This is a genomic window from Pseudomonas sp. AP3_22 TE3818, from assembly GCF_053628995.1.
Genome location: NZ_JBRJHL010000001.1, coordinates 2,417,313 through 2,443,918 on the forward strand (window position 1 = coordinate 2,417,313; position 26,606 = coordinate 2,443,918).

At 62.1% G+C, this 26,606-nt stretch carries 29 protein-coding genes; 12 read left to right on the forward strand and 17 right to left on the reverse strand.

Features of this window, described 5'->3' with window-relative positions; translation table 11 throughout:
- Nucleotides 1–23: 23 nt before the first annotated feature.
- The 8 genes from AB7M25_RS10950 to AB7M25_RS10985 all read right to left on the reverse strand — a co-directional run bounded on the left by AB7M25_RS10950 (nucleotide 24) and on the right by AB7M25_RS10985 (nucleotide 3,929).
- Nucleotides 24–1,025, reverse strand: coding sequence for a glycosyl transferase family protein (locus tag AB7M25_RS10950; RefSeq protein WP_429517124.1), 1,002 nt, complete (start codon nucleotides 1,023–1,025; stop codon nucleotides 24–26).
- Nucleotides 1,022–1,357: a TusE/DsrC/DsvC family sulfur relay protein gene (locus AB7M25_RS10955; RefSeq protein WP_104447769.1), complete on the reverse strand. Its 336-nt coding sequence runs from the start codon at nucleotides 1,355–1,357 to the stop codon at nucleotides 1,022–1,024. Before AB7M25_RS10955 ends, AB7M25_RS10950 begins: the two co-directional genes overlap by 4 nt.
- Entirely contained in the window at nucleotides 1,354–1,647 is a 294-nt protein-coding gene (tusB, locus tag AB7M25_RS10960) for a sulfurtransferase complex subunit TusB (protein ID WP_429560867.1), read from the reverse strand. Before tusB ends, AB7M25_RS10955 begins: the two co-directional genes overlap by 4 nt.
- Nucleotides 1,647–2,009, reverse strand: coding sequence for a sulfurtransferase complex subunit TusC (tusC, locus tag AB7M25_RS10965; protein ID WP_429517128.1), 363 nt, complete (start codon nucleotides 2,007–2,009; stop codon nucleotides 1,647–1,649). The genes tusB and tusC overlap by 1 nt, the downstream gene beginning before the upstream one ends.
- Nucleotide 2,010: 1 nt before the next feature.
- Nucleotides 2,011–2,403, reverse strand: coding sequence for a sulfurtransferase complex subunit TusD (tusD, locus tag AB7M25_RS10970; protein WP_429517229.1), 393 nt, complete (start codon nucleotides 2,401–2,403; stop codon nucleotides 2,011–2,013).
- A 198-nt stretch (nucleotides 2,404–2,601) separates the two neighbouring features.
- Nucleotides 2,602–3,306, reverse strand: coding sequence for a YoaK family protein (locus tag AB7M25_RS10975; RefSeq protein WP_429517130.1), 705 nt, complete (start codon nucleotides 3,304–3,306; stop codon nucleotides 2,602–2,604).
- Nucleotides 3,307–3,330: 24 nt separating this feature from the next.
- Nucleotides 3,331–3,660: a DUF6388 family protein gene (locus tag AB7M25_RS10980; protein ID WP_258681715.1), complete on the reverse strand. Its 330-nt coding sequence runs from the start codon at nucleotides 3,658–3,660 to the stop codon at nucleotides 3,331–3,333.
- Nucleotides 3,661–3,680: 20 nt separating this feature from the next.
- Nucleotides 3,681–3,929 carry a hypothetical protein gene (locus AB7M25_RS10985; protein ID WP_095966482.1) on the reverse strand — a complete coding sequence of 83 codons (249 nt, stop codon included), beginning with the start codon at nucleotides 3,927–3,929 and terminating at the stop codon, nucleotides 3,681–3,683.
- A gap of 148 nt (nucleotides 3,930–4,077) precedes the next feature.
- On the opposite strand from AB7M25_RS10985, the gene AB7M25_RS10990 reads away from it, so the two are divergent.
- Nucleotides 4,078–4,428 carry a hypothetical protein gene (locus tag AB7M25_RS10990; RefSeq protein ID WP_150725955.1) on the forward strand — a complete coding sequence of 117 codons (351 nt, stop codon included), beginning with the start codon at nucleotides 4,078–4,080 and terminating at the stop codon, nucleotides 4,426–4,428.
- A gap of 94 nt (nucleotides 4,429–4,522) precedes the next feature.
- Here the strand turns inward: AB7M25_RS10990 and AB7M25_RS10995 are convergent, their stop codons facing one another.
- Nucleotides 4,523–4,954: a GNAT family N-acetyltransferase gene (locus AB7M25_RS10995; RefSeq protein ID WP_429383018.1), complete on the reverse strand. Its 432-nt coding sequence runs from the start codon at nucleotides 4,952–4,954 to the stop codon at nucleotides 4,523–4,525.
- A gap of 145 nt (nucleotides 4,955–5,099) precedes the next feature.
- On the opposite strand from AB7M25_RS10995, the gene AB7M25_RS11000 reads away from it, so the two are divergent.
- Nucleotides 5,100–5,537: a hemerythrin domain-containing protein gene (locus AB7M25_RS11000; protein ID WP_454237273.1), complete on the forward strand. Its 438-nt coding sequence runs from the start codon at nucleotides 5,100–5,102 to the stop codon at nucleotides 5,535–5,537.
- Nucleotides 5,538–5,594: 57 nt separating this feature from the next.
- Entirely contained in the window at nucleotides 5,595–6,188 is a 594-nt protein-coding gene (locus AB7M25_RS11005) for an NUDIX domain-containing protein (protein WP_429517132.1), read from the forward strand.
- A 99-nt stretch (nucleotides 6,189–6,287) separates the two neighbouring features.
- On the opposite strand, the gene AB7M25_RS11010 is transcribed toward AB7M25_RS11005, so the two are convergent.
- Entirely contained in the window at nucleotides 6,288–6,800 is a 513-nt protein-coding gene (locus tag AB7M25_RS11010) for a methylated-DNA--[protein]-cysteine S-methyltransferase (RefSeq protein WP_454237274.1), read from the reverse strand.
- A gap of 136 nt (nucleotides 6,801–6,936) precedes the next feature.
- Between AB7M25_RS11010 and ggt the strand changes: the two genes are divergently transcribed.
- Both ggt and AB7M25_RS11020 read left to right on the forward strand, forming a co-directional pair.
- Complete coding sequence (gene ggt, locus AB7M25_RS11015; RefSeq protein WP_429517136.1) at nucleotides 6,937–8,664, forward strand: gamma-glutamyltransferase; 1,728 nt, start codon at nucleotides 6,937–6,939, stop codon at nucleotides 8,662–8,664.
- A 69-nt stretch (nucleotides 8,665–8,733) separates the two neighbouring features.
- Nucleotides 8,734–9,267, forward strand: a complete 534-nt coding sequence (locus AB7M25_RS11020; protein ID WP_454237275.1) for a cysteine hydrolase family protein — start codon at nucleotides 8,734–8,736, stop codon at nucleotides 9,265–9,267.
- 374 nt (nucleotides 9,268–9,641) lie between these two features.
- Here AB7M25_RS11020 and AB7M25_RS11025 read toward each other — a convergent pair whose 3' ends face one another.
- A complete protein-coding gene (locus AB7M25_RS11025) occupies nucleotides 9,642–10,544 on the reverse strand; it encodes a LysR family transcriptional regulator (RefSeq protein WP_218483547.1) in 903 nt (300 codons plus the stop codon).
- Nucleotides 10,545–10,743: 199 nt separating this feature from the next.
- Between AB7M25_RS11025 and AB7M25_RS11030 the strand changes: the two genes are divergently transcribed.
- The 7 genes from AB7M25_RS11030 (at nucleotide 10,744) to AB7M25_RS11060 (ending at nucleotide 20,230) form a co-directional block, all read left to right on the forward strand.
- Complete coding sequence (locus AB7M25_RS11030; protein WP_454237276.1) at nucleotides 10,744–12,243, forward strand: purine-cytosine permease family protein; 1,500 nt, start codon at nucleotides 10,744–10,746, stop codon at nucleotides 12,241–12,243.
- Nucleotides 12,240–13,082: a nitrilase family protein gene (locus AB7M25_RS11035; RefSeq protein ID WP_429560872.1), complete on the forward strand. Its 843-nt coding sequence runs from the start codon at nucleotides 12,240–12,242 to the stop codon at nucleotides 13,080–13,082. Before AB7M25_RS11030 ends, AB7M25_RS11035 begins: the two co-directional genes overlap by 4 nt.
- Before the next feature lie 87 nt (nucleotides 13,083–13,169).
- Entirely contained in the window at nucleotides 13,170–14,192 is a 1,023-nt protein-coding gene (locus AB7M25_RS11040; RefSeq protein WP_454238343.1) for a helix-turn-helix transcriptional regulator, read from the forward strand.
- A 201-nt stretch (nucleotides 14,193–14,393) separates the two neighbouring features.
- Nucleotides 14,394–16,190 (forward strand): amidohydrolase, encoded by a 1,797-nt coding sequence (locus AB7M25_RS11045; RefSeq protein WP_454238344.1) that lies wholly within the window; start codon nucleotides 14,394–14,396, stop codon nucleotides 16,188–16,190.
- Between the two features lie 18 nt (nucleotides 16,191–16,208).
- Nucleotides 16,209–17,948 carry an amidohydrolase gene (locus AB7M25_RS11050; RefSeq protein WP_454237277.1) on the forward strand — a complete coding sequence of 580 codons (1,740 nt, stop codon included), beginning with the start codon at nucleotides 16,209–16,211 and terminating at the stop codon, nucleotides 17,946–17,948.
- A gap of 107 nt (nucleotides 17,949–18,055) precedes the next feature.
- Entirely contained in the window at nucleotides 18,056–18,796 is a 741-nt protein-coding gene (locus AB7M25_RS11055) for a TorF family putative porin (protein ID WP_218480450.1), read from the forward strand.
- Between the two features lie 45 nt (nucleotides 18,797–18,841).
- The gene (locus tag AB7M25_RS11060; RefSeq protein WP_454237278.1) at nucleotides 18,842–20,230 is read left to right on the forward strand and encodes a purine-cytosine permease family protein; all 1,389 of its coding nucleotides are present in this window, start codon (nucleotides 18,842–18,844) and stop codon (nucleotides 20,228–20,230) included.
- Between the two features lie 134 nt (nucleotides 20,231–20,364).
- Here AB7M25_RS11060 and AB7M25_RS11065 read toward each other — a convergent pair whose 3' ends face one another.
- The 6 genes from AB7M25_RS11065 to AB7M25_RS11090 form a co-directional block, all read right to left on the reverse strand.
- Nucleotides 20,365–21,081: a L,D-transpeptidase family protein gene (locus AB7M25_RS11065; protein ID WP_429517150.1), complete on the reverse strand. Its 717-nt coding sequence runs from the start codon at nucleotides 21,079–21,081 to the stop codon at nucleotides 20,365–20,367.
- Nucleotides 21,078–21,836 (reverse strand): M15 family metallopeptidase, encoded by a 759-nt coding sequence (locus tag AB7M25_RS11070; protein WP_454237279.1) that lies wholly within the window; start codon nucleotides 21,834–21,836, stop codon nucleotides 21,078–21,080. Before AB7M25_RS11070 ends, AB7M25_RS11065 begins: the two co-directional genes overlap by 4 nt.
- 33 nt (nucleotides 21,837–21,869) lie before the next feature.
- Nucleotides 21,870–22,859 (reverse strand): lipoyl synthase, encoded by a 990-nt coding sequence (gene lipA, locus AB7M25_RS11075; RefSeq protein WP_429382990.1) that lies wholly within the window; start codon nucleotides 22,857–22,859, stop codon nucleotides 21,870–21,872.
- A gap of 135 nt (nucleotides 22,860–22,994) precedes the next feature.
- Complete coding sequence (glyA, locus tag AB7M25_RS11080; protein WP_454237280.1) at nucleotides 22,995–24,251, reverse strand: serine hydroxymethyltransferase; 1,257 nt, start codon at nucleotides 24,249–24,251, stop codon at nucleotides 22,995–22,997.
- Between the two features lie 32 nt (nucleotides 24,252–24,283).
- On the reverse strand, nucleotides 24,284–24,667 hold the full coding sequence (gcvH, locus tag AB7M25_RS11085) for a glycine cleavage system protein GcvH (protein WP_454237281.1): 384 nt from the start codon (nucleotides 24,665–24,667) through the stop codon (nucleotides 24,284–24,286).
- A 401-nt stretch (nucleotides 24,668–25,068) separates the two neighbouring features.
- Nucleotides 25,069–26,577 carry a sigma-54-dependent transcriptional regulator gene (locus AB7M25_RS11090; RefSeq protein WP_429382986.1) on the reverse strand — a complete coding sequence of 503 codons (1,509 nt, stop codon included), beginning with the start codon at nucleotides 26,575–26,577 and terminating at the stop codon, nucleotides 25,069–25,071.
- Between the last annotated feature and the right edge of the window lie 29 nt (nucleotides 26,578–26,606).

The following is a 26,606-nucleotide window of genomic DNA, read 5'->3' on the forward strand; positions in this document are numbered from 1 at the left end:
AAAGATCGGGCGCGAATGATCGGTTAAATCGATTTGTTGCGCGCGGCCCAGTATTGTTCGGCGGTTTCAAAGGCCTGTTCGCGGCTCTGGCCGAGTCCACGCAGGGCCAGGGCCATGGTCGAGATCAGGGCCATTTGCGGGTAGCTGTCGACCGCATCGCCACGCCACACCGCTTTCAGGTGCTCGGGATCGAGTGAGGCGGGTTTGACGTGACGCTGCGCCGACAACTGCGGCCATTCCTCGTCCCAGCTCTCGCCGCCGGTGGTGCCGTACAGGTGGCTGTCGGCGTCCGGGTTGATCTCGATCTCGCCGCCATCGCCCTTGATCACGATCGCGGTATCGCCAAGCAAGCCGCTGGCATCGCGATGCACGGCCTGATAGCCGGGATGGAAAATGCTCTGCAGGCCGCAACGCGCGCCCAGCGGATTGAGAATCCGCGCCAGCGAGTGGATCGGCGAGCGCAGGCCGAGGGTGTTGCGCAGGTCGATCATCCGTTGCAGCTGCGGTGCCCAGTCCACCAGCGGCATGAAGGCCAGGCCGCCGTTATCCAGCGCCGAGCCGACCTGTTGCCAGTTGCGGCATAGCGGGATGTTCAATTGACCCAGCAGTTGCTCGCTGTACAGGCGACCGGCGGTGTGGGCGCCGCCGCCGTGCATGAAAATCCGTACGCCGTTTTGCGCCAGGCACTTGGCTGCCAGCAGGTACCACGGCAAGTGCCGCTTCTTGCCGGCGTAGGTCGGCCAGTCCAGGTCCACCGCCAGCGCCGGAGGGTTCAGGCGTTCGCGCAAGGCTTCGGTGAACCCGGCCATTTCCTCAGCGCTTTCTTCCTTGTGCCGCAACAGCATCAGGAATGCGCCGAGCTGGGTTTCCTCGATCTTTTCATCGAGCACCATGCCCATGGCCTCGCGGGCCTCGACCCGGGTCAGGTCACGGGCGCCGCGCTTGCCTTTGCCGAGGATCCGCACGAACTGGGCGAACGGGTGCTCGGCGGGCGTTTCGAGGGTCAGTGCTGGGTAATCGGTCATAAGCAATTCGTCGGTTTGGGCAGGCCCGCCAGCTTCGCGGCGAGTTTGGCGGGGGTGCCTTTGAACAGTCGGTTCAGGTGCAGGCTGTTGCCTTTTTCCGGGCCGAGTTTCAATGCGGTGTACTTGATCAACGGGCGGGTGGCCGGTGACAGCTGGAACTCGGCGTAGAAACTGCGCAGCAGGTCGAGGACTTCCCAGTGCTCGGGCGTCAGCTCGATGTCTTCGGCTGCCGCCAGGGCACTGGCCACATCGGCGGACCAGTCATTCAGTTCGACCAGGAAACCGTCCTTGTCCAGCTCGATGGCGCGGGCGCCGACCGTCAATGCATTCATAGCCAACTGTTGACCTTGTCATAGTGAATCGACAGTTCGACGAAGGCCGGGTAATCGATCGCCTGGGCCCAGTCCGGAACCACCAGCGCACGGGCCTGGGCATCTTCGGCCAGGACGAACAGCTTCAAGCCACGGGTGCTGAGCGCCGTGAACGGCGCGGTGCCTGGTTGCAACGCATAGGCGGCATCGCCGGACAGCAGCAAGCCGTCGTTGGAACCGATCACGCGCAGGCAACTGGTCAGGCGTTCGTCGCCGAACGGGGAGTGAGACAACACATGCAAAGTCGACATCAGAGGGTGATCACCTGGTCGTAGCGGTCAATGAGGGCGGTGATTTCGTGGGCGGCCAACACCCGGGCTTCTTCCAGCGCCAGGCCGCTCGGGTCGAGGCCGCGCCGGGTGATGCTGTCGCCACAGGCAAACAGTTCCTCGACACCGAACAGCGGCAGGGCTTGCAGGTTGGCGCTCAGGTCTTTCTGTTGCAAGGCCCTGGCGTTCTGGCTGGCGGCGAGCTGGAACACGCCGTCATCGAGAAACAACAGGCCAATCGGCAGATCGAAGGCGCCGCCGGCCAGCACGATATCCAGCGCTTCGCGCGCGCCCGGGCCGGACCATGGCGACTGGCGGCTGATGATCAATATGGATTTGGCCATGTCATGCGCCTCCGAAACAGATCAGGCGGTCGGCATCCTGCGCCGCGTCATGCAATTGGCCGAGGCCGGACAATTCCCACGGCGCACCGACGGCAATAGCCTCGCGCTGATAGCGCCGGGCTTCTTCTTCATTCAAGACACCACGACGCAGGGCGGCGGCGATGCACACGACGCCATCGAGTTGATGGTCGCTGACAAAGGCGCGCCATTGCTTGGGCAAGTCCGCTTCATCCTGGGGCGTGACCACACTGGCGGACGCGTTGTAGACACCGTCCTGATAGAAAAACAGCCGGACAATCTCATGCCCGCCGGCCAACGCCGCTTGGGCGAACAGCAGGGCGCGGCGCGAGGAGGGCGCGTGGGCAGCGGAAAACACGGCGATGGCGAACTTCATGACGGACTCGATCAGCGAAACTGCGGCCATGATAATGCTTTATCGGCGGGGCGGCCAAAGTGATGTTGACCGGGTGGGCCTCTTCGCGGGCAAGCCCGCTCCCACAGGTTTTGTGGTCATACCGCAATCGTTGGCATGGCATAGATCACTGTGGGAGCGGGCTTGCCCGCGAAGAGGCCCGCACAGACAACACAAGACTCAGCGCGGCATATACCCCAACTGCCAGCGCCGCGGGATCTTCAACGACAATACCCCGAGCGCGGCAGCCAGCAGGCCACTGGCAAACAATGCCTTGAGTCCCAGGTGATGTTCCAGCACGGCGCCGAGTACCGCGCCGGCAAACATGCCGGTCCAGGGGATCAGTTGCACGCGCCAGCCGTTGCGGCGCTCGCCGAGCATATAGCGGCCCAGTCCGCGCCCGAAACGCGACAGGGCGCCGGTGACGTAGGTCAGGCCTACCGGAAGGCCGTTCACTTCTTCCACCGCGGCGTTGAGCATGCCCATTGCGATGATCGCCGCCAGCAGGGCCGGCAGTTGCGTGTCATAAGGCCAGGCTGCGGCGGCGCACAGCAGGGTGGCGATGGACAACAGCAGCGGCAGGGCCCGACGGCGGCCCAGGCGGCTGACGATAATGCCCAGCGCGTTGCCGACGATGAAGGTGGCGACGAGGATCACCAGGCGCAGGGTCAAGCCAAGGTCGCCCGTGCTGATGGCGACCGCCATCCGGGTGGTGTTGCCGCTCATGAATGAGACGAAGTCGCCGCTGGCCATGAAGCCGATGGCGTCGGTCATGCCGGCGAGTACCGAGAGCATGGCCACCAGGCTCAGGCCTATGCGCCCGCGCCATTTCTGCGTGTGCAAGTGACCGGGGCTGGCGTGGGTCCTGGCAGTGTTGGGCAGCATTGGCGACGGCATCCTTGAACAGGCTTAGGGTTTTATCCCATTCAACTCGCAATACTCCAGCCAGTCCATACCGGCCATTTCCGCGACTTCCCGGTGCACTTCCAGGCGCTGCGCTTCGTAGTCTTGGGCCGTAGCCGCCGTCAGTTGCAGCGTCAGCTCCCAGGCGAACAATCCTTGGCGTTCCGCCTCGGCTTCGAAGGCTTCGTGCAAGCGTTCGTCACGGTACTGCGCCGGGGTTTCGCCTTTGGCCTGGGCCTGCAACGGGTTGAGGTTGTCGAGGTCGTGGCGCAACTCGGGGCGTTCGTCGAGAAACCGCTTCAGTGCCTGTTCATGTTGCTGCTCGGTTGCCGCCATGGTTGCTCCTTGAGAACGGATTACGAGGATTGCTGCTTGCTGGCCTTGGCCGCTGCCGCCAGGCATTCGAGGGCAAACTGCTCGGTGTAGGTCATCTGGATCGGCGTGGTTTCGCCTTTGACGGTTCTTTCGCCGTCGAGGATGTAGCGAATCCGCTTGTCGGTGACGCCGATTCGCTTGGCGATCCAGGATGGCGTCTGACCGATCTGGCTGATCAGCTTGTCGGCATATTCGGTGCTCGGTTTGTAGAACTCGGCATTAGGTGTCATCGGATTTCCAGTCAGGGGGGCGATGGGACGTTATTGGCGCGACAGGGTGCGCGAATCGATGTGCGCTGTCGCGGTATAAATGCAGTAAAGCAGAACGATACGGGCTGCCGGGGTGATAAAGTCCGCTTTTTCCCGATGAGTGAATGCAATGCGAATTCTGATGGTGGCGCTGGCCGTGACGTTGCTGGCCGGATGCGCCGGCTCGGCGATGAACGACGCCCGCACCAAGGCCCCGTACAAGACCCTGAACTCGGAAAAACCGGGAAAGGACGTCGCCCAGTGCGTGCAGTTTTCCTGGCAGGACGAGGCCGTGTTCGGCGTGGATGCCGCCGCCTATCTGGAGCCTGGCGAGAAGGGCGGCACGACCGTTTATACCCGTTCGGCGGAGTCCTTTGTCGACGTGACCACCGATGCCTCGGGCACGGTGCTGAGCTACTACGCACAGAAGGATGATTTCGTGGCCAAGCGCCGGTTGGCGGCGTTGGCGACTTGCCTGTGATTGTGTTGACGGTCGGGTAACCCCTGTAGGAGTCCGGCTTGCCGGCGATGGCGTCAATGAAATCGCCATCGCCGGCAAGCCGGCTCCTACAAGGTCATGCGTTGTTTATCAGGCGCTTCTGGAAGAAGAAGTGCTTGTGCCCCGGCGGGTAATCGGCAATGTGCCCGATCTCGCTGTAGCCGCATTTCTTGTAGAACTCCGGGGCCTGGAATTCGAAGGTGTCGAGCCACAGCCCGACGCAATGCCGCTCCCGCGCCAGGTCCTCGGCCATCTGCATCAGTTTCGAGCCCAGGCCCTGTCCCCGAGCCTCTTCCGGCACCACCAGCAAGTCGATGTACAACCACTGGTAGAACAATCGGCCATGCAGGCCGCCGAGGATCTCGTCGTTGTCGTCGCGCACCAGCAAGGCGATGTGCTCAGGCACGTTGCCTTCGGCCTTCGAGCCATTGTAGGCGCGCAAGGGTTTGAGGATGGCCTGGCGTTGTTCTTCCGTGGGGTTTTGCGACAGTTCGATACGCAGGTTCATGGCTATATCCTTATGGCAGTGAAGCCGCAGCCTATCCCGGTTGCCGTGATTGTTCCATCCCCGGGAAAGTTGAACCGTCGCCAACGCACAGCTGTCATTGCTTAAGACGCGTCACTCCCGACGCCGCCGATGAGGACCACGCCCCGTGAACATTTTTGAAGCCTTGCGCGAAAGCCACGAACGCCAACGGACCTATGCCAAGGCGCTGATCCATACCAGCGGCGATACGCCTGAACGGGTCGAAGCGTACAAGCAACTCAAGTCAGAATTGCAGGCTCACGCCACGGCCGAAGAAAGGCATTTCTATATCCCGCTGATGAAGTTCGACAACGGCGTCGACCTCAGCCGTCATGGCATCGCCGAACATCACGAAATGGACGAAATGATGGCGGCGCTCGATGACACCGAAATGTCCAGCCCGGCCTGGCTGGTGGCCGCGAAGAAGCTCTCGGAGAAGGTGCATCACCACCTCGAGGAAGAAGAGCAGAAGTTCTTCCAGATGGCCGGCAAGCTGCTCGACGACAAACAGAAAGAGTCGTTGGCCGGGCAATACGAGAAGGAGTACAAGGCGCAGCTTGCTTGAGGAGGCAGGTTTTCACCTAACATGTGCACTCTCTGACAAATAACAGGACGCGTTGTCATGTCGAACACAGCCGAGCGGGTCAACATCCTCGATTCCCAGGTGTTGTCCCACGACTGGTACCTGCTGAAGAAAATCACCTTCGATTACCAACGCAACAACGGCGAGTGGCAACGCCAGACGCGAGAGGTCTACGACCGTGGCAACGGCGCGGCGATTCTCTTGTACAACCGCGAAAAGAAAACCGTGGTACTGACCCGGCAATTTCGCCTGCCGGTGTTCGTCAACGGTCACGACGGGCTGTTGATCGAAGTGGCGGCGGGTTTGCTGGAAGGCGCGGCGCCTGAAGACCGCATCCGCGATGAAGCGGAGGAGGAGACGGGTTACCGCGTGCACCATGTGCAGAAGGTGTTCGAGGCGTACATGAGCCCCGGTTCGGTGACGGAAAAACTGCACTTCTTCATTGCCGAATACGACGCCAGGTCGAAAGTCAGCGACGGTGGCGGGCTGGAGGCGGAAACCGAAGAACTGGAAGTGCTGGAGTGGGCGTTCGACGACGCCCTCGAAGCGTTCTACCGTGGCGAGATCTGCGACGCCAAGACCATCATGCTGTTGCAGTATGCGGCGATGAAAAACCTTTTCGCCAATCCCTGATAAACACAAACCTGTAGGAGCCGGCTTGCCGGCGATAACGGTCTTGAGTGCAGCATCGCACCTGAGGCCGCCTTCGCTGGCAAGCCAGCTCCTACAAGGTCAAAAGCCCGGCAGGCGCGCGGTGCCGGGCGTTTGCCCGCCTTCAAGGGTGAGCAACAACGCCTTCGCCTCAAGCCCACCGGCAAACCCGGTGAGCTTGCCCGACGCACCAATCACCCGGTGACACGGCGCCACGATCGAAATCGGGTTCTTGCCATTCGCCGCACCCACCGCCCTGACCGCCGCCGGGTTGCCGATCTGTTCGGCGATCTGGCTGTAGCTGCGGGTCTCGCCGAACGGGATGGTCAGCAGCGCCGCCCAGACCTTTTTCTGAAATTCCGTGCCGGCAAAGTCCAGTTCCAGTTCGAAGCGATCGCGGGTGCCGGAAAAATATTCGCGCAGCTGCGCGGCGGTGCGCACCAGGATCGGATTGTCCGGCGCCTCGCTCATCGGGCCGAGGCGCACTCGCCCGGGTTTGTCGTTTTCCCAGAGGATGGCTGCCAGTCGCGCACCGTTCGCCACCAGCTTCAACTGGCCGACCGGGGAATCCACAGTGATGCAGGTATAGGTCATGCCAGGGCTCGCGGGAAATTGCTGAACAAGCGTTAAGGATACTGTGTCGACGAGGAGGCGCAATACGTAATCCCGACCATACTTGCTCACTGCTTTTGAAGCGTTCCCCTGGTTAATGACAAGAAGAGACCGACTCATGAAGTACGAACCTTTTGCCAAATCGCTGATTGCGACCTCATTGGCTCTCAGCTGCCTGACTGCTCACGCTGCCTCCGTGGCCCCGGCGACGGGGGAAAACGGCATGGTCGTCACCGCCCAGCACCTGGCCAGCCATGTGGGCGTGGATGTGCTCAAGAACGGCGGCAACGCTGTCGACGCAGCGGTCGCGGTCGGCTATGCGCTGGCGGTGGTGTACCCCGCGGCAGGCAACCTCGGCGGTGGCGGTTTCATGACCATTCAGTTGGCAGACGGGCGCAAGACCTTCCTCGACTTCCGTGAAAAGGCGCCGCTGGCCGCCACCGCCAACATGTACCTGGACAAGGACGGCAACGTCGTTCCCGATCTGAGTACCCGTGGCCACCTGGCCGTGGGTGTGCCGGGCACCGTTTCAGGCATGGAACTGGCGCTGTCCAAGTACGGCACCAAGCCGCGCAAGGAAATCATCGCCCCGGCCATCAAGCTGGCCGAAGACGGTTTCGTGCTGGAGCAGGGGGATGTCGATCTGCTGGACTACGCCACCGACATGTTCAAGAAGGACATGAAGGATTCCGGCTCGATCTTCCTCAGCAACGGCGAGCCGATGCAGGTCGGCCAGAAGCTGGTGCAAAAGGACCTGAGCAAAACCCTGCGGGAAATCTCCGAGAAGGGCGCCGACGGCTTCTATAAGGGCTGGGTGGCCGACGCCATCGTCACCTCCAGCCAGGCCAACAAGGGCATCATCACCCAGGCCGACCTCGACAAATACAAGACCCGCGAACTGGCGCCCATCGAGTGCGACTACCGTGGCTACCACGTGGTCTCGGCACCGCCACCGAGCTCCGGCGGCGTGGTGATCTGCGAGATCATGAACATCCTCGAAGGCTATCCGATGAAGGATCTGGGCTATCACTCGGCCCAGGGCATGCACTATCAGATCGAAGCCATGCGCCACGCCTATGTGGACCGCAACAGCTACCTGGGCGATCCGGATTTCGTGAAGAACCCGATTGCCCACCTGCTGGATAAAAACTACGCGACCAAGCTGCGCGAAGCGATCAACCCACAAAAAGCCGCGGTATCGAGTGAGCTCAAGCCCGGCGTAGCGCCCCATGAAGGCAACAACACCACGCATTACTCCATCGTCGACAAATGGGGCAACGCGGTGTCGGTGACCTACACCCTCAACGACTGGTTCGGCGCAGGCGTGATGGCGAGCAAGACCGGGGTCATCCTCAACGATGAAATGGACGACTTCACTTCGAAAATCGGCGTGCCGAACATGTACGGCCTGGTGCAGGGCGAGGCCAACGCCATCGCGCCCGGCAAGGCGCCGCTGTCGTCCATGAGCCCGACCATTGTCACCAAGGACGGCAAAGTGGTGATGGTGGTCGGCACTCCGGGTGGCAGCCGCATCATCACCGCGACCTTGCTGACCATGCTCAACGTGATCGACTACGGCATGAACATCCAGGAAGCGGTGGATGCACCGCGTTTCCACCAGCAGTGGCTGCCGGAGGAAACCAACCTGGAAGCCTTCACCACCAGCCCGGACACGGTGAAGATCCTCGAAAGCTGGGGGCACAAGTTTGCCGGTCCACAGGACGCCAACCACCTGGCGGCGATCCTGGTCGGTGCGCCGTCCCTGGGCGGCAAGCCGGTGGGCAAGAACCGTTTCTACGGGGCGAACGACCCAAGGCGTAACACCGGGTTGTCGCTGGGTTACTGAGGGTTGTGTCCGGAGGGGGACGGGCTTATGTTCGTCCCCTGATCCCTCGACCGTTCAAGGAAGGAAATCATGACCACTGCGTTGTTAATCATCGACGTCCAGCAGGCCTTGTGTTCCGGTGAGTACGAGTGCTTCGAGATCGGACGGGTCATCGACACCATCAATGACCTGTCTGCCCGGGCGCGCAAGGCCGGCGTGCCCGTGGTGCTGATCCAGCACGAAGAAGTGGGCAGCCCGCTGGCGCATGATGTTCCCGGCTGGCAACTGGCCGCAGGGCTGCAAACCTCGCCCAAGGATCATCGCGTGCGCAAGACCACCCCGGATTCGTTCTACAAGACCAACCTGCAAAAACTGTTGCCGGGGCAAGAATTCGAGCGTCTGGTCGTCTGCGGCTTGCAAACCGATTACTGCATCAATGCCACCGTGCGCCAGGCCCTGACACTGGGCTATGACGTGGTGCTGGCGAGCGATGCACATTCCACCGTCGACAACGGCAACCAGACCGCCGAAGACATCATCACCGAACACAACAAGGACCTTGCAAAGCTGACCGGTTCCGTGGCGCGGATCGACGTGATGCCGGCGCAAGAAATCAGCTTCTGAACCCACCCCATTTCCCTGTGGGAGCGGGCTTGCTCGCGAAGGCGTCGCTACAGTCAATATTGATGTTGACTGATACACCGCTATCGCGAGCAAGCTCGCTCCCACAGTAATCCCGGTTGCTCGCAGATGTTGCGTACACCCACTAACCCTGTGGGAGCGGGCTTGCTCGCGATGGCGTCATTACAGCCAGCATCGGTGTTGGCTGACCCACCGCTATCGCGAGCAAGCTCGCTCCCACAGTAATCCCGGTTGCTCGCAGATGTTGCGTACACCCACCACCCCCTGTGGGAGCGAGCTTGCTCGCGATGGCGTCATTACAGCCAGTATTGATGTTGGCTGATACACCGCTTTCGCGAGCAACCCCCCACAGGGCCCTACACCGCTCCGAAAATCTCGATCAGCTCGTTGAGGAACGCACTCACCAGGTCCTTCTGACGAGACGAATGCCGCACCGCCGCATGAAAGCTCACCTCATAGCGCAGCAGCTCCGGGTTCAGCGGGTGCAATTGCCCCAGCTGTTCATGCCGGGTCGCGTAGTGCTGCGGCAGAAACCCCAGGTGCTGGCCGGAGAGGATCAGCAGGGCCGCGCCGTCCATGCTGTCGGTGAGCACGGTCAGGCGTTCGATGGAGGTGGGGGCCGGCATCTCCGGCAGCGGATGGCTCGGCCAGACCCAGTCAAAGCCGCTGACATCTTCGCGGGTCAGTGCGCCGACCTGGTCGAACAACGGATGCGAGGGCGCGCAGTAGGCAATCTGGGTTTCCGGGAACAGCGGGAAATAATCGATGCTGGGCAAGCGGTGCCAGAAGTAACCAATGGCCAGGTCGATATGGCCGTTGATGATTTTCTCTTCCAGCAGGGACGACGACAGCTCGGTGAAATGGAAGTACAGCCCCTCGTGCCGAGCCCGCAAACGGGCAATGGCCAGGCCTATTTTCTTGTTCGCCACCGGATCGATTTGCCCCAGCAGGCCGATGTTGATGCTGCCCGAGACTTTGCGGTTGATGTGCTGCACCTCGACCCGGAATCCTTCGGCCGCCGCCAGCAAGCGTCGGGCCGCCTCGATGAACTGCGTGCCTTTGGGCGTGACGGAAAACCCGCCACGTCCGCGCTCGCACAGACGAAAACCGACCCGCGCTTCCAGCGTCGCCAATTGCGCGCTGATCGTCGGTTGCGTGGTGTTGAGGGCGGTTTGCGCCGCCGAGATGCCGCCCGCCTCGACGACGGTCAGAAATACCCGGATCAGACGCAGATCCAGCTCCGTAACAGTTCCCAGCATGGGGGCTCCCGATTCTCGATTACATAGGCGCTGATCTATGTGAACAGTGTGCCTGCGATATTTTATTGCCCGGACTCACGCCCTACATTGCCGTGAAACCAGCGTCATCGTCAGCTTTTTCTGGAGTTTCACCCGATCTGGACGTCGTAGCGAGCGCTGTAACCACAAAAACAACAAACACCCGCATAGGAACAATCGTATGTCAGGTTCCCCAGTGTCTGCGCGCGCCGCCGAGGCGAGTGGCGGATTGGCCATCGAAGGCCATTCCATCGATTACATTCCGGAAAACGAACGTCACGCCAAACTCAGCAGCCAGGGACCGTTCTGGTTCCTGGGTAACTTCCACTTCTTCACCATCTCCATCGGCTTTGTCGGCCCGAGCCTCGGCTTGTCCGCACTGTGGACCATGCTCGCCGGTGCCCTGGGCATCATGTTCGGCACCATTTTCATGGCGTTCCACGGCTCCCAGGGCCCGGAAATGGGCCTGCCGCAAATGATCCAGTCCCGCGCCCAGTTCGGCTATCGCGGGGTGATCCTGGCGTTGATGGCGACGATGTTCGTGTTCGTCGGATTCAACGTGGTGAACATCTCGCTGATCATGAACGGCCTGGAACATGTGTTCGGCATCGACCCGACCATCGTCGCCGTGGCCGTGGTGCTGATCGGTGCGCTGTTGTCGATCTACGGCCACGACCTGATGCACAAGGCGTTCAAGTGGGCCTTGCTGGCGACCTTGCCGCTGTACGCCCTGGTGACCATCGCCCTGATGTTCGGTGCGGGTCAGGAAGGTGTCACTCCAGCGACCGACCTGGGCTTCAACTGGGTGGCCTTCGCCACGCTGTTCGCCATCGGTGCCAGCTACAATATTTCCTATGCGCCCTACGTGTCCGACTATTCCCGCTACCTGCCGAAAAACACCAGCCGGGTGAAACTGATCGCGGCGGTGTTCATCGGTGCCTCGTTGTCCGGCAGCTGGATGATCGGCCTCGGCGCCTGGCTGGCGCAGCAGTTGAAAGCAGCGGATGCACTGGTGGCGTTGAATCAGGTCGGTTCATCCATGGTGCCGGGGTTGGGCAATCTGCTGGTGATTGTCTCGGTGGCGGGCTTCCTGCCGATCATCGCGCTCAACACCTACAGCGCCATGCTGACGCTGCTGACCGGTGTCGACTCGATCAGGAAAATCACCCCGACACCCCGCGCCCGCGTGCTGTCGATCAGTGTGATCAGCGTGATTCTGTTGACCTGCGTGCTGTCGATCAAAGGGGACGGCATCGCGCTATTGAACACCTTCCTGGTGCTGTTGCTGTACTTCCTCGTGCCGTGGACCGCCGTCAACCTGGTGGACTACTTCTTTGTGCGCAAGGGCCGTTATGCGATCCCGCATTTCTTCACGGCGAAGGGCATCTATGGCGCCTGGCAATTTCGCGGCATCGTTTCGTACCTGATCGGCTTCGCCGCGATGGTGCCGTTCTTCTACATCTTCGATGCCGCTGCCGGCAAAGAGGTGTTTGTCGGCCCGCTGGCGCGAATTCTTGAAGGCGTGGACATCGCCTGGCTGGTGGGCCTGGTGGTGTCGGGGCTGACCTATTACCTGCTCAGCCGCTCGATTGACCTGGCTGCCGAACGCCGGGTGATCGATGCACTGAGCGAGAGCGACATTGTCGCCATGACCCATTCATCTGCGGAGGCAGGGCGTTGAACAACGCAAAAAATACCCTGGTCGCCTGTTGCCAATTGGCACCGAAAATAGGTGACCTGGCCTACAACCGCACGCTCACCGAGCGCGCGATTCGCCAGGCGGCGCACCAGGGGGCGCAAGTCGTCGTGCTGCCTGAGTTGGTGCAGAGCGGCTATGTGTTTGCCGATCGCGACGAAGCGCTGAGCCTGGCGGAAACCGTTGACGGTCCGACCTTGCAGTTGTGGCAAGCCCTGGCCCGTGAGCTGAACCTGGTGATCGTCGGCGGCTTCTGCGAACGCCTGCCCGGCGATGAGCTGGCCAACAGCGCGGCGATGATCGACGCCCAGGGCCTGCGCGCGGTGTACCGCAAGGCGCATCTGTGGGATGCCGAAAAGGACATCTTCACCGCCGGCGATGCGCCGCCGCCGGTGGTCGAAACGCTGCATGGACGGCTCGGCATGTTGATTTGCTACGACCTGGAATTCCCTGAGTGGGTGCGCCTTCCGGCGCTGGCCGGCGCCGATCTGTTGTGCGCGCCGGTCAACTGGCCCGACGGCCCGCGGCCGCAAACCGAGCGCCCGGCGGAAGTCTTGCGGGTGCAGGCTAATGCCTCGGTGAACCGCCTGTTCATTGCAGCATGCGATCGTTATGGCCATGAACGCGGGGTCGGCTGGGTGCAAGGGTCGGTCATCGTCGATGCCGACGGTTACCCCTTGGCCGGGCCGGCGGAGCAGGGCGGCGAGCAAATCCTGCTGGCGACGCTGAACCTCGCCGAAGCGCGCAACAAGCGCATCAGCGCGCGCAACGACCTGCATCAGGACCGCCGGCCACAGCTGTACGGGTTGCACAGCACTTTGTAACTGATGATGTCATTGCGTGCTGGACGCCCGTCAGGGGCCTATGGCATCGTCGAAACGAAAGGCCATGCAGTGAACGGGATCGCAATGATGGGGGAGGGAAATAAAGTCGACGGTGACGCAACGATGGCCACGCTCAAGGCGTTCAATCATTGCGTACTGCACCTTGGCCGGCTGGCGCGGGAGAGCGGGGCGTCGCGATTCATCGCCGATGGCCTGCAGGCATTCGGTCAACTGGTGCCCTTCGCCTCTGCCTGGTGGGGCGAAATGTCTGCACCAGGTCCTGATGTGCCCATGCAAAGCTGGATGCATGGCAGCATCAATCTTCCTGAATCCTTTGCCGCCGAATGGCATCCGGTGGCGGCCAACGATCAGTTCTCCTACGCTACGCTCAATCGTCCCGGTGAAGTGGTGCGCGACAAGGGTTTCACCGACCCTTGCGAGGCAGTCAATGATTTCGCCCGGCGCTTCGATCTCTATCACTTGATGAGCATCACCTACGAATTGCCCGAAAGCGGCCTGATGTTTTTCGTCTGCCTCTACCGGGGTGAGGATGAACAGGCGTTCGAGGAGAACGAAGCCGAGCTGTTTTTGGCGTTCTGCGATCACCTGTTCCAGCTGTGGCGGTTTCAGGTGCAGGACATGATTCGCTTCGACAGTGAAAACGGCGCGAGTGATTTTGGCGTCGCGCGTATGGACGGCAGTCTGCTCTATGTGGGGGCCAGGTTGTGTGTTGCCATCCAGCGCGAACTGCCAGGCTGGAGCGGTTCCATGCTGCCACCTGAGGTGATCGCGCAATTGTCCAAGGCCCCCTGCGTGATCCGTCTGGGTCGCTGCACCCTGACCCTGAGCCCCAACGCCGAACACGTCATCCTGTCCCTCGAAGCCCCCTCGGGCGGGGACGGCCTGGCACCTCGGGAGCGCACGGCGGCGATGCTGTTCGCCGCTGGCCACTCCTACAAGGAAATCGCCAGAATGCTCGCCTTGAGCCCGTCTACCGTGCGGACCTACCTGCGTAACTGCTACTTGCAGCTCGGTGTGAAAAGCAAGGTGGAGTTGGGCTCGGTCCTGCGTTCGCCGGGTGCGCTGACGGAGTCCGTGCGCCGGGATTAATCCCAGCCGTTTCAATTATTTGCCTGACCCCTCCTCATTTGCAGAGGTCCATTCGAACGCTGCGCCCTATAGGGTAGGCCCTGTCTATACAAGGGCTTGTGCAGCCGTTCGGGCCGCTTCAAAACAATAAGAACAGGGGTGAGGCATTTGAGACTTTCCAGGCTTTTTGTCGCCATTGCAGCGACCACGACATTTTCCGGCATGGCGTTGGCGGCGACACCCGCCGACACGGTCATGCGCAATGGCTACGTCTACACGGTCGATGGCCAGAGTTCCGTGCAGCAGGCCATCGCCATTTCGGGCGGCAAGATCGTCTACGTCGGCAGCGATGCCGGGGTCGACGACTACATCGGCAAGCAGACACAACTGATCGACCTGGCCGGTCGCATGCTGATACCGGGCTTCGTCGATGCGCACATGCACCCGGGGGACGGCGGTCGCGCGATGACGCTGTGCGACCTGAAATACCAGACCATGACCCGCGCGCAGTTTCAGGCGAGCATCCAGGCCTGCCTCGATGCCGAGAAGGACAAGGGCCCGGATGTCTGGCTGGAAGTCGGCAGCTGGGACCGCATGGGCATGACCGGGCTTGACGGCGACGCTGACAAATCGACCCTGGACGCGCTCAAGACCCAGCGTCCGATCCAGGTGCGCTCCACCGATTTTCACACCGTGCTGACCAACTCTCGCGGCCTGGAACTGGCCGGGATCAACAAGGACACCGCCGACCCCGAGGACGGCAAGTACCGACGTGACAGCGCCGGCAACCCGAATGGCATCTGCGAGGACGGCGCCGCCGAGTCGTTGGCCGCCGTGGTGCCACCCGCGACCGACGCAGAAAAACTCAACCAGACCCGTGCGGCCCTCGACGCCATGCGCCAACAGGGCATCACCAGCTTCTTCGATGCCCTGTCGGGGCCGGAAAGCGGCAAGGCCTTCACCCGTCTGCAAAAATCCGGCGAACTGACCGCCCGGGCCTTGCTGGCGATCAAGCTGGACCCGGCCGCCGCGGCCGCCGACCCGGTGAAAACCATCGCCGAGGCCAAGGCCCTGGCCAACACCTACGACCAGGGCGAAGTGCGTGTCGCGCCGGGTGTGAGCATGCGCCACGTCAAACTGTTCATGGACGGCATCATCAATGCCCCGGCGGACACCGGCGCCATGTTGACCCCGTATCTGCACAACAGCGGCACCGAACAGGCGCCGAAGTGGACGCCGGGCAAGAACCTGGGCGAGCTGTACTTCCCGCCGCAGGTGCTCAATCCGCTGGTGCTGCAAGCGGTCAAGGCCGGTCTCGATCCGCACCTGCACGCCACCGGCGAGCGCGCGGTGCGCGATGCACTGGACAGCGTCGCCTATGTGCGCAAGGAACTGCCCGGTCAGGACTTCCGCCCGGCCATTGCGCACGCCGAGTCGGTCGATCCTGCCGACTACCCACGCTTCAAGGCACTGGACGTCACGGCCACCATGTCGTTCCAGTGGGCGCAGCAGGCGCCGTCCACGGTCGACGGCACCAGCGATCACCTCGGCGCCGAGCGATTCGAACGCATGGAACCCTCGGGCAGCATCGCCCGTGCCGGCGGCCGTGTGGCGTTTGGCAGCGACTGGCCGGTCGATCCCCTTGATGAGTTCCTGGCACTGAAAGTCGGTGTCACCCGCTCCGGCGACCCCACCAATCCGCACAGCTATGGACCCCAATATGCCGGGCGACTCAACAGCGACCCGGCCATGTCGCGAGCCGAAGTGCTGCGCAGCATCACCCTCAATGCCGCGCAACAGCTGAAGCTGGAGGCGGTGCTGGGCTCGGTCGAAGTCGGCAAGTTCGCTGACCTGATCGTGCTCGACAAGAACTTCATGCAGGTGCCCGAGGAGGAACTGGGTCGCAATGACGTGCTGCTGACGCTGGTCGGCGGCAAGGTCGTGTGGGCCAAGGCGCCGTTCCTGGGGCTTGCGCCGCACGTGGTTTCCCAGGCTGTTACTTCCCGATCCGCCCAATAAAAACCAGAGAGCGTTCCGATGCGATTGATTCCAAACCTGTTGGCCGCCGCACTGGCCTTGTCGTCGGTGCAGGCGATGGCCGCTGCTGACCTGGTGTTGTTCAACGGCAAGGTCTTTACCGCCGAACCCGGCCAGGCGCTGGTGCAGGCTGTTGCGGTGCAAGACGGCAAGATTCTGAAAGTCGGCAGCAATGCCGAAATCAATGCCCTGGCCGATGCCGGGACCCAGCGCATCGACCTGGCGGGCAAGGTGTTGATGCCAGGCATGATCGACACCCACAGCCACCCGGTGGTGGGGGCGTTCGACAGCATGAAGGCCAACCTGCTGGACGAAGTCAAACCGCTGCCCGAACTGGAGCAGTGGTTGATTGAAGAGGACAAGGCCGGGCGTGCCCGGGCTGGCGATGTGATCAGTGTCGCCGGGGTCAGTTCGGCCTATTGGGAAAAAAGCCGTGAACTGGGCAAGGTGTTCAATCAGGGGCGCTGGGCTGATCAGCCTGTCGTCTTCAGCGGCATCGACGGCCACACCGGTTGGGCCAACAACGCGATGCTCAAGCGTCTGAACATCGACGCTGCACTGGTCAAGAGCCTGCCGGAGAAAGAGCGCGGTTACGTCGGCCATGAAGCGGACTTCACGCCGAATGGCTACTTTGCCGAATCACGCTGGGACGTGGTGCGCAGCGCAATTCCCGCGCCCAGCCAGGAGACCATGCTCAAGGCCGCGAAAGAGGCGGTGCGGGTCAACAACCAGTTCGGCATCACTGCGTGGATGGACGCCGCGGCGAACGGCGGCAGTGAAGACTCACTGTTCGATTTCCATGCCACCGCAGAAACCGTCGGCGTCCTGCCGCTGTACAAGGCGCTGGCGCAGAACGGCGAACTCAGCGCCCACGTCGCTGCGTTGATGGTCACCAACCCGAAGAGCAAACCGGCCGACCTGGAAGTGATCGCCACGGTGATGAAGCAGTTCGAAGGCGTGCCTAACCTGACGTTCCCCGGCATCAAGGTCTTTGTCGACGGCATCCTCGAGTTCCCGGGGCAAACCGCTGCGGTCATCGTGCCGTACAAGAACAGCCACAAGGACGGACAACTGCTGACCGACCCGGCGCACTTCGGTGAACTGGTGGTGGCGGCGGAAAAACGCGGCTGGATCGTGCACATGCACGCCGTCGGCGACCGCGCGGTGCGTGAGGCGCTCAATGGCGTGGCCTATGCGCGCAAGCTCAGCCCGACCCCGGTGCCGCACAGTATCGCGCACCTGCAACTGGTCAATCCCAAGGAGTTTCCGCGCTTCAAGCAGTTGGGCGTGATCGCCTCGATGCAATTGCTGTGGGCCACCGGCGAGTCCTACACCGTCGAGCTGGTCAAACCCTACATCAGCGCCTTTGCCTACGGTTACCAGTATCCCGCGCGGTCCCTGCATGACGCCGGTGCAACGATTGCCGGTGGCAGCGACTGGCCGGTGTCGAGCGCCAATCCGTTCAACGCCATTGCCCAGGCCAGTACCCGCAAAGGTCCGTTGGGCGTACTCAATGCCAAGGAAAGCATCGACCGCCAGACCATGTTCTATGCCTACACCCTCAATGCGGCGAAAACCCTGCGCCTGGACAAGCAGATCGGTTCGCTGGCACCGGGCAAGCAGGCTGACCTGATCATCCTCGACCGCGACGTGTTCAAGGTCAGCGATGACGACCTGTTCGAAACCAAAGTCCTGAACACCTTCTTCGCCGGCAAGCAGGTCTACGCCCCCGCGTCCTGACCTGCGAACACCCGACACACGCAAAAACCGCCAGCCCCTCGCAGCGTGTGGGGCCTGGCATCGCCATGCCTGAAATTCCCCGTACGCCATAACAACAAGAGAACTGTATGAACGCACTTTCAGCATTGACCCTCGCCGCACTGGCATTGGCCCCCCTGAGCAGCCACGCCCTGGCCCTCAACGATGACTTCAGCCTTGACATGACCCTGGGCGTGGTCAGCGACTACCGTACCCGTGGCATCTCGCAAACCCTGGGGGATCCGGCCGTGCAGGGCGGGGCCACGCTGCTGCACAGCAGTGGCCTGTACATCGGCGCCTGGACCTCCAACGTGGATTTCGGCGGCGGCTTCGATACCCGGCAGGAGCTTGAGTACTACGCGGGTTACTTCTGGCAGGCGACCGAGGCAATCAGTCTGGACTTGGGCTACATCAAATACGACTACCCGAAAAACTCCGAATTCAACCTCAGTGAGGTGTACGCCATTGTCGATGTGTATGGCGTCAAGCTCGGTGCCTATTACTCAAAGGACACCCCGAACTTCTTCGGCGAAGACCAGGACACCCTTTACACCTACCTGGGCTACAAAATCGATCTACCGGCTGAAGTCGGCCTGGACCTGCGCTTTGGACGCAACGATGTAAAAGACCCCGCATTCTGGTCCGCCAGTGGCGATAACCGCGAGTCTTACTACGAGTGGGAGGCCAAGCTGACACGCGACTTCGTCGGCGTGACCTGGGGCCTGAGCTACGTCGACACGGACTTGTCGAAAAGCGAGTGCAGCAGTTGGTATGGCTATGATGATCTGTGCTCGGCCACGGTCGTTGCCAGCGCCACCAAGACCTTTTAAGTACATTCCCGACAACAAAAACAGTTCCTCAAAGGAAACACCGTCATGAGTGCGCAACGCAGTCCCCTGATCGAGACCCGCTCGATCGATTTCATTCCGGAGGCCGAGCGTCACGGCAGCCTCTACAGCCAGTTCACCCTGTGGCTTGGCGCCAACCTGCAAATCACCGCCATCGTCACCGGTGCCCTCGCCGTGGTACTGGGCGGCGATGTGTTCTGGTCGCTGATCGGCTTGCTGATCGGGCAAGTGCTCGGCGGCGCCGTGGTGGCGCTGCACGCGGCGCAAGGGCCGAAGCTCGGGCTGCCGCAGATGATCTCCAGCCGCGTGCAGTTCGGGGTGTATGGCGCGGCGATCCCGATTGTCCTGGTGTGCCTGATGTACCTCGGTTTCAGTGCCACCGGCGCGGTGCTGTCGGGGCAGGCGATTGCGCAGTTGATCAGTGTCAGCGACAGCGCCGGCATCCTGATTTTCGCGGCGTGCATTGCGTTCCTGACGATCTTCGGCTATCGGGTTATTCACCTGGTCGGGCGGGTGGCCAGCGTGCTGGGCATCATCGCCTTCGCCTACCTGTTCACCCGGTTGATGACCCTCAACGACATCGGCCTGCTGCTCGACAACCGTCATTTCAGCTGGAGCACGTTCTTGCTGGCGGTGTCGCTCTCGGCGTCCTGGCAAATCGCTTTCGGCCCTTATGTGGCGGACTACTCGCGCTACCTGCCGAGCAAGACGTCGTCGTGGAAAACCTTCGCCGCCGTCGGTCTCGGCACGGTGCTAGGGGCCCAGGCTTCGATGGTGCTCGGGGTGTTCGCCGCCGCACTGGCCGGGGCGAATTTCCGTGGGCACGAAGTGGCGACCATTGTCGGCCTGGGCAGTAGCGGTGTGATCGCCTCCTTGCTGTACCTGAGCATTGTCTTCGGCAAGGTCACAGTGTCCACCCTCAACGCCTACGGCAGCTTCATGTGCATCGCCACCATCATCAGCGGCTTTCGCCGTCGCCTGGAAATCAGCGCCCGCCAGCGCATGCTGTTTGTGCTGCTGATCGTCGCGGCGTCCACCGCGCTGGCGTTGCTGGGGCAGTACTCGTTCCTCAACTCGTTCAAGTACTTCATCCTGTTCCTGCTGACGTTCTTCACCCCGTGGAGCGCGATCAACCTGGTGGACTACTACTTCATCAACAAGGAGCGCTACGACATCCCGGCACTGTCCGACCCGACAGGCCGCTACGGTCGCTGGAACGTGCTGGGGATCAGCGTCTATGTGATCGGCGTGTTGATCCAGCTGCCCTTTGTCGACACCCATTTCTACTCCGGGCCGATGGTTGCACAACTGGGCGGCGTGGACATTTCCTGGATCGTCGGGTTGTTGGTGCCGGGTGTGATTTATTACGCGTTGGCCAGGTCGTCGATGAGTAGCGTGGTGGTTGAATGGGGTTAACACAGGAAGAGCGGCGAGCTTTTGTGGCGAGGGGGCTTGCCCCCGTTGGGGCGCGAAGCGGCCCTAAAAGATGGGCCTGCTGCGCAGTCCAACGGGGGCAAGCCCCCTCGCCACAGGTTCGGTGCCAGGCGTGATTAACGTGCTGGCAGGCTCCAACGCTCACGCAACTGCTCGTACTGCGCTTGCGGCAGTTGCACCAGCACCGGGGATTTGCCAGGGTCCAGCCAATCCAACAGCCGCGCAATATCCGCCGGGTCCATGGCTGTACAGCCGCGGGTCGGCGCCGTGGGGCCGCGCCAGATGTGGAAGAAAATGCACGAGCCGGCAGTGGGGGTGGCCGGAGTGTTGTGCTCGATGAAAATGCCTTGGCGGTACAAGTCATCGCTGCGGCGCATAAGTTCGGAACTGCTCCAGTCCTTCGCAACCACCGCGCCGTCGACCAATTCGTTGTAGCGTGCAGACTGACTGTCGTCCACGCATTCGATAGTTGGCGTCAATGCCATATAGGGCAGGTGGGTTCTGGCGGAAGGCTCGTAGCCAAACGCCGTGCCCAGCTTGAACATTCCTGCCGGGGCCTTGCCATCGCCTTCCTGTTTCACCGGGCCTTCAGGTTGCCCGACGTCGAGCAGCCCCTTGCCCCAGCCCAGGCCATTTTTGCCGAGCACCACCGCAAACGGCGCTTCGAATTTTTCAAAGGTCTTGCCGTGCCGCTCATAGCGCTGAGCAGTGGCTTGAACGTCATCCCAGTTTTTACTGGTGACCACGATCAACTGATTGCTGCCGTCGAGTCCCTGGGCCATCGCCACCCATGGAAAAAACAGCAGCAACAGGGATTTGATCAGAGGGTTCATGGTGCGAGCGGCGTAATGGGGAAGTCCATGACGTCCGGTTTCTGCGTATTCGCGCCGTACGTGAAGTGCCACCACTCGGCCGAGTAACCGCTGAAACCTTCTTTTTCCATCGCGCTGTTGAGTCGCTGGCGATTGGCCTTGGCCGTGGCGTTGATCAGCGCCGAGTCGGTGTGCGCCCGCTCATCGAAGCAATCGAAACCAGTGCCCATGTCGAGCGCGCCGTCGTGCCAGCGCTCACCGTAAGGCGCCGTGCAATCCACCGGTTTCACCGAAGGTGTCCAGGTGTCGGCGGGCAGGGCGTCGGGGCCGGTCATCGTCAGGTCGACGGTGTTGCCCCGGGAGTGATTGGACACCCGGGCCACATACCCCAGGCGCCAGAAGTCCTGCTTGTCGACCCGTGGATAGAACTCGGTCTTGAGCGGGTCGCCGGGTTCGCTGGCGAAGCGACCCATGTCCGCCACCGCGCGGGTCGGGCGATAGCAGTCGAATACCTTCAAGCCGTAGCCTTCGGCTTTCAGTGCGCTTTGCACTCGGGCCAACGCCTTCGCCGCGTCCTGCGACAGCAGGCACTCCGCCGCCTGGTAGCCGTCGAGCGGGTGCCCGGTGAAATTGTGCGCGCTGGCGTAGCGGATGTCCTGCACGATGCCCGGGTCGACGCTGCGTACATACAGCATGTGCCCGGGTTTCGGCTCGTCGGCCATGCACGGCAGGGCAAGGCTCAGGCACAGCAACAACAGACAGGGTGAACGCGGCATCGGGAACGGCTCCATGCATGACCAGTCACTCCATCATGGCTGGAAACCGCCGGCACCTCCATGAAGTTGTTGATCGGCGTGATAGGACGAGCGCACCAGCGGCCCGGACGCCACGTTCTTGAAACCCATGCGCGTGCCTTCCTCGGCGAACCAGGCAAAGGTGTCCGGGTGCACGAAGCGCTGCACCGGCAGGTGACTGCGCGAGGGCTGCAAGTACTGGCCGAGGGTCAGCATGTCAATGCCGTGCTCGCGCATGCGTTGCATGACTTCGATCACTTCCTCGTCGGTTTCGCCCAGGCCCAGCATCAGCCCGGATTTGGTCGGTACGTGGGGCACGGCGAGCTTGAACTTCTGCAGCAGGTCCAGCGACCACTCGAAGTCCGAACCAGGGCGCGCGGCCTTGTACAGGCGCGGTACGGTTTCCAGGTTGTGGTTGAACACATCCGGCGGCTCAGTGGCGGTGATCGCCAGGGCCACGTCCATGCGTCCGCGATAATCCGGCACCAGGGTCTCCAGTTGCACGCCGGGGGACAGCTTGCGGATCTCGTGCAGGCAGTCGACAAAGTGCTGGGCGCCGCCGTCGCGCAAATCGTCGCGATCCACCGAGGTGATCACCACGTACTTCAGGCGCAGTTCGGCGATGGCCACGGCCAGGTTCATCGGCTCGTTGACGTCCAGCGGCCTGGGCCGGCCATGGCCGACGTCACAGAACGGGCAACGCCGGGTGCAGATGTCGCCCATGATCATGAAGGTTGCGGTGCCACCGGAAAAACACTCGCCGAGGTTCGGGCACGAGGCTTCTTCGCAGACACTGTGCAGCTTGTGCTTGCGCAGCAGCTGCTTGATCCGCTCGACCTCGGGAGAGATCGGCATGCGCACGCGAATCCAGTCGGGTTTGCGCGGGAATTCATCCGTGGGAATGATCTTCACCGGAATCCGCGCGACCTTTTCCGCGCCGCGCAGTTTGGTGCCGACCTCCACCTTGGCCGGGTGGTTGCCGGTCGATTCGACAATGGCGTTCATGGTGTTTTCCTTGTACGCGAACGGGGGGCGACTTGCCCTGATGCCTCCTGTAGGAGTCCGGCTTGCCGGCGATGGCGTCCTTGAGATTGCCATCGCCGGCAAGCCGGGCTCCTACAAAAGCGGTTAGCAGCCAGTTCAGTCGCGATAGACCGGGAAGTCCGCACACAGGGCCGCCGCCTGGCGGGCGACATTGGCTTCGATGTCGGCATCGCCGAGGTGATCGAGGATGTCGCAGATCCACCCGGCCAGGGCGATGCTTTGCGCTTCCTTGAAGCCACGGCTGGTGATCGCCGGCGTACCGATGCGCAGGCCGGAGGTCACGAACGGCGATTGCGGATCATTGGGCACGGCGTTCTTGTTCACGGTGATGCCGGCACGCCCGAGGGCGGCGTCGGCGTCCTTGCCGGTCAGGCCCTGGCGGATCAGGCTGACCAGAAACAGGTGGTTGTCGGTACCGCCGGAGACTACGTCATAACCGCGCTCGATAAACACCTGCGCCATGGCCTGGGCGTTGCGGATCACCTGCGCCTGATAAACCTTGAATGCCGGCTCCAGCGCTTCCTTGAAGCACACGGCCTTGGCCGCGATCACGTGCATCAGCGGGCCACCCTGGCCACCGGGGAACACGGCGGCGTTGAGCTTCTTCTCCAGCTCCGGGTTGGCCTTGGCCAGAATCAGACCGCCACGGGGGCCGCGCAGGGTCTTGTGCGTGGTGGTGGTGACCACGTCGGCGTAGGGCAGGGGATTGGGGTACAGACCCGTGGCCACCAGCCCGGCGACGTGGGCCATGTCGACGAAGAAGTAGGCGCCGACCTTGTCCGCAATCTGACGGAAGCGCGGGAAGTCCAGGGTCTTCGAATAGGCCGAGAAGCCGGCGATGATCATCTTCGGCTTGTGCTCGATCGCCAGACGCTCGACTTCGTCGTAATCGATCAGGCCGGTGGTGGTATCGATGCCGTACTGCACGGCGTTGTACAGCTTGCCGGAAAAGCTCACCTTGGCGCCGTGGGTCAAGTGGCCGCCGTGGGCCAGGCTCATGCCGAGCACGGTGTCGCCCGCTTGCAGCAACGCCAGATAAACCGCGGCGTTGGCCTGGCTGCCGGAGTGCGGCTGGACGTTGGCGTAGTCGGCGCCGAACAGTTGTTTGGCGCGGTCGATGGCCAGTTGCTCGACCACATCGACGTGCTCGCAGCCGCCGTAGTAACGCTTGCCCGGATACCCTTCGGCGTACTTGTTGGTCAGGCCGCTGCCCTGGGCTTGCATCACCCGCTGGCTGGTGTAGTTTTCCGAGGCGATCAGTTCGATATGGTGTTCCTGCCGCGCATCCTCGGCGTTCATCGCCGCCAGCAGTTCGTCGTCGTAGCCTTTGATCTGGTCGTGCTTGCTGAACATGGGGTGGTCCTTTTTCTGGGTTCGTGGGGGCTTCAAGCGTCGGCGTGTTCGGCGGTCAGGCGTGCATAGGCGTCTTGATCCAGCAAGTCGCTCAACGCCTCGACATCGACCGGTTTGAAGCGAAAGAACCAGCCTTCGCCCAACGGGTCTTCGTTGACCAATTCCGGGGTGCTTTCCAGCGTGTCGTTGACCTCGACCACCTCACCGTCCAGCGGCATGCCGATGCTGCTGGCCGCTTTCACCGACTCCAGTACCGACACTTCAGCGCCTGCATCGAAGGCGCCCAGTTCAGGCACCTGAACGAACACCACATCCCCCAGCGCCTGCTGGGCAAACGCCGTGATGCCGACGGTGACCAGGCCATTGCTCTCAAGGCGCAACCATTCGTGATCGACGGTAAAACGCAATTGGCTCATATCAACTCCTTATTGTTTTAAGGCTCGTGGCGGGGCGACGAGCGGGGTTGGAGGAGTGATAGCAAGGGCGGTGCCAAGGTTTATTAGTTGTTCTAAATCAATGGCTTGAAGCTATTTTTTAGAATGGCGGTGACTGACGTTGTACCGAAATCAATACAGGCAGGTAAAGCCTCGGACGCAAGCGCTGTGATTGCTGCCAGGGAAGGGGGTGTCTTGATTTTGCTACGCTGTATCGATTTGCAGACACGGTTTCAACGACAACGTAGGTCCTGTGGGAGCGGGCTTGCCCGCGATTGCGGTGTGACAGGCAACATTGATATCGACTGACACGGCATCATCGCGGGCAAGCCCGCTCCCACAGGGTTCAGTGTTTGTTGTGGATTGTGTTTCTTCAAAAAGTATCAGGGCTTGGCGGGAATTCCGTACTTGCGCAGGCGAATCGCGATGGCGCTATGGGACGTCTGCAAGCGTGCAGCGAGCAACCGACTGGACGGATAACTGCGGTAAAGCTGCTCCAGCAGGTTCTTCTCAAAGTCACCAACGGCCTCTTCCAGGCTGCCCACTTCACCGTCGTTTTGCCGCTCGACGGCGGTGCGGGCGATGTCGAGGTCGTCGATGTCCACCAGCGGATTTTCGCAGATCGCCGCCGCGCGAAAGATCACGTTTTGCAGTTGCCGCACGTTGCCCGGCCAGCGGTTGCCGAGCAGGGCGCCGAAGGTGCTCGGTGCCAAGCGACAGGCCGGCCGCTGGATCTGCGCGCAGGCCTGCTGCATAAAGTGATTGGCCATCAGCAGGATGTCGTGACCGCGCTCGCGCAGCGGCGGCACTTGCAGGTTGAGCACGTTGAGGCGGTAGAACAGGTCTTCGCGAAAACGCCCTTCGGCGACCATTTTTTCCAGGTCGCGGTGGGTGGCGCTGAGCACCCGCACATTGACCCGTACTTCCTTGTCGCCCCCCACCCGACGGAAGCAGCCATCGCTCAAGAAACGCAGCAACTTGGCTTGCAGATAGGGCGACATTTCTCCCACTTCATCGAGGAATACCGTGCCCTGGTCGGCCAGTTCCAGCAGGCCGAGCTTGCCGCCCCGTTGCGCGCCCGTGAAGGCGCCGGGGGCGTAGCCGAACAGCTCGCTTTCAGCGAGGCTCTCGGGCAGTGCCGCGCAGTTCAGGGCCAGGAATGGCGCGTCGTGCCGTGGGCTGATGGCATGGCAGGCGCGGGCCACCAGCTCCTTGCCGGTACCGGTTTCACCCTGGATCAACAGTGGCGCATCCAATGCTGCGACCCGTTGCGCACGGGCCTTGAGCGCGCGGATCGGCGGCGATTCGCCGAGCAGCGCATCGAAGCCTTCGGCATGGTCGTGGTGCAGCGCCGACAGGCGTTCGCCGATGCGGTTGGGTTGATACAGGGTGAGCAGGGCGCCAGCGTCGGTGATCGGCATCGCGTCGAGGAGCAAGGTCTGGCCGCCGAGACTGACCTCGTGCATCGGCAGGCGGAAATGATGGGCGATCAGGGTGCGCTGCAAGTCGGCATCGTCGAACAGGGCGGTCAGCGATTCACCGGCCGGTTCGCGGCCGCACAGGGCGATCAGCGCCGGGTTGGCCAGCAGCACATGGCCGCGATCATCCACCGCCAGCACCGGGTCGGAACTGGCGGCCAGCAAGGCGTCCAGTTGCAGGCGCCGGCGTTGCCCCGGAAGGATGTCGACCAGGGTCACGGCCTGCACGCCGCGCACATCAAAAAGGGCTTCGCGCAGCTCTTCGAGCACCTCGGCGCCGAGGGTCGGCGCATCGATGTAGACGTTCGGCGGGACCATCTCCACGGCGTCCAGGTTGAAACTGCGTCCACCGAGCAGGGCCAGCACTTCCTGGGTGATTCCGACGCGGTCGATGAAGGTGACGTGGATGCGCATGACGGGCCTGCAAGGTTGGCGAACTAAAA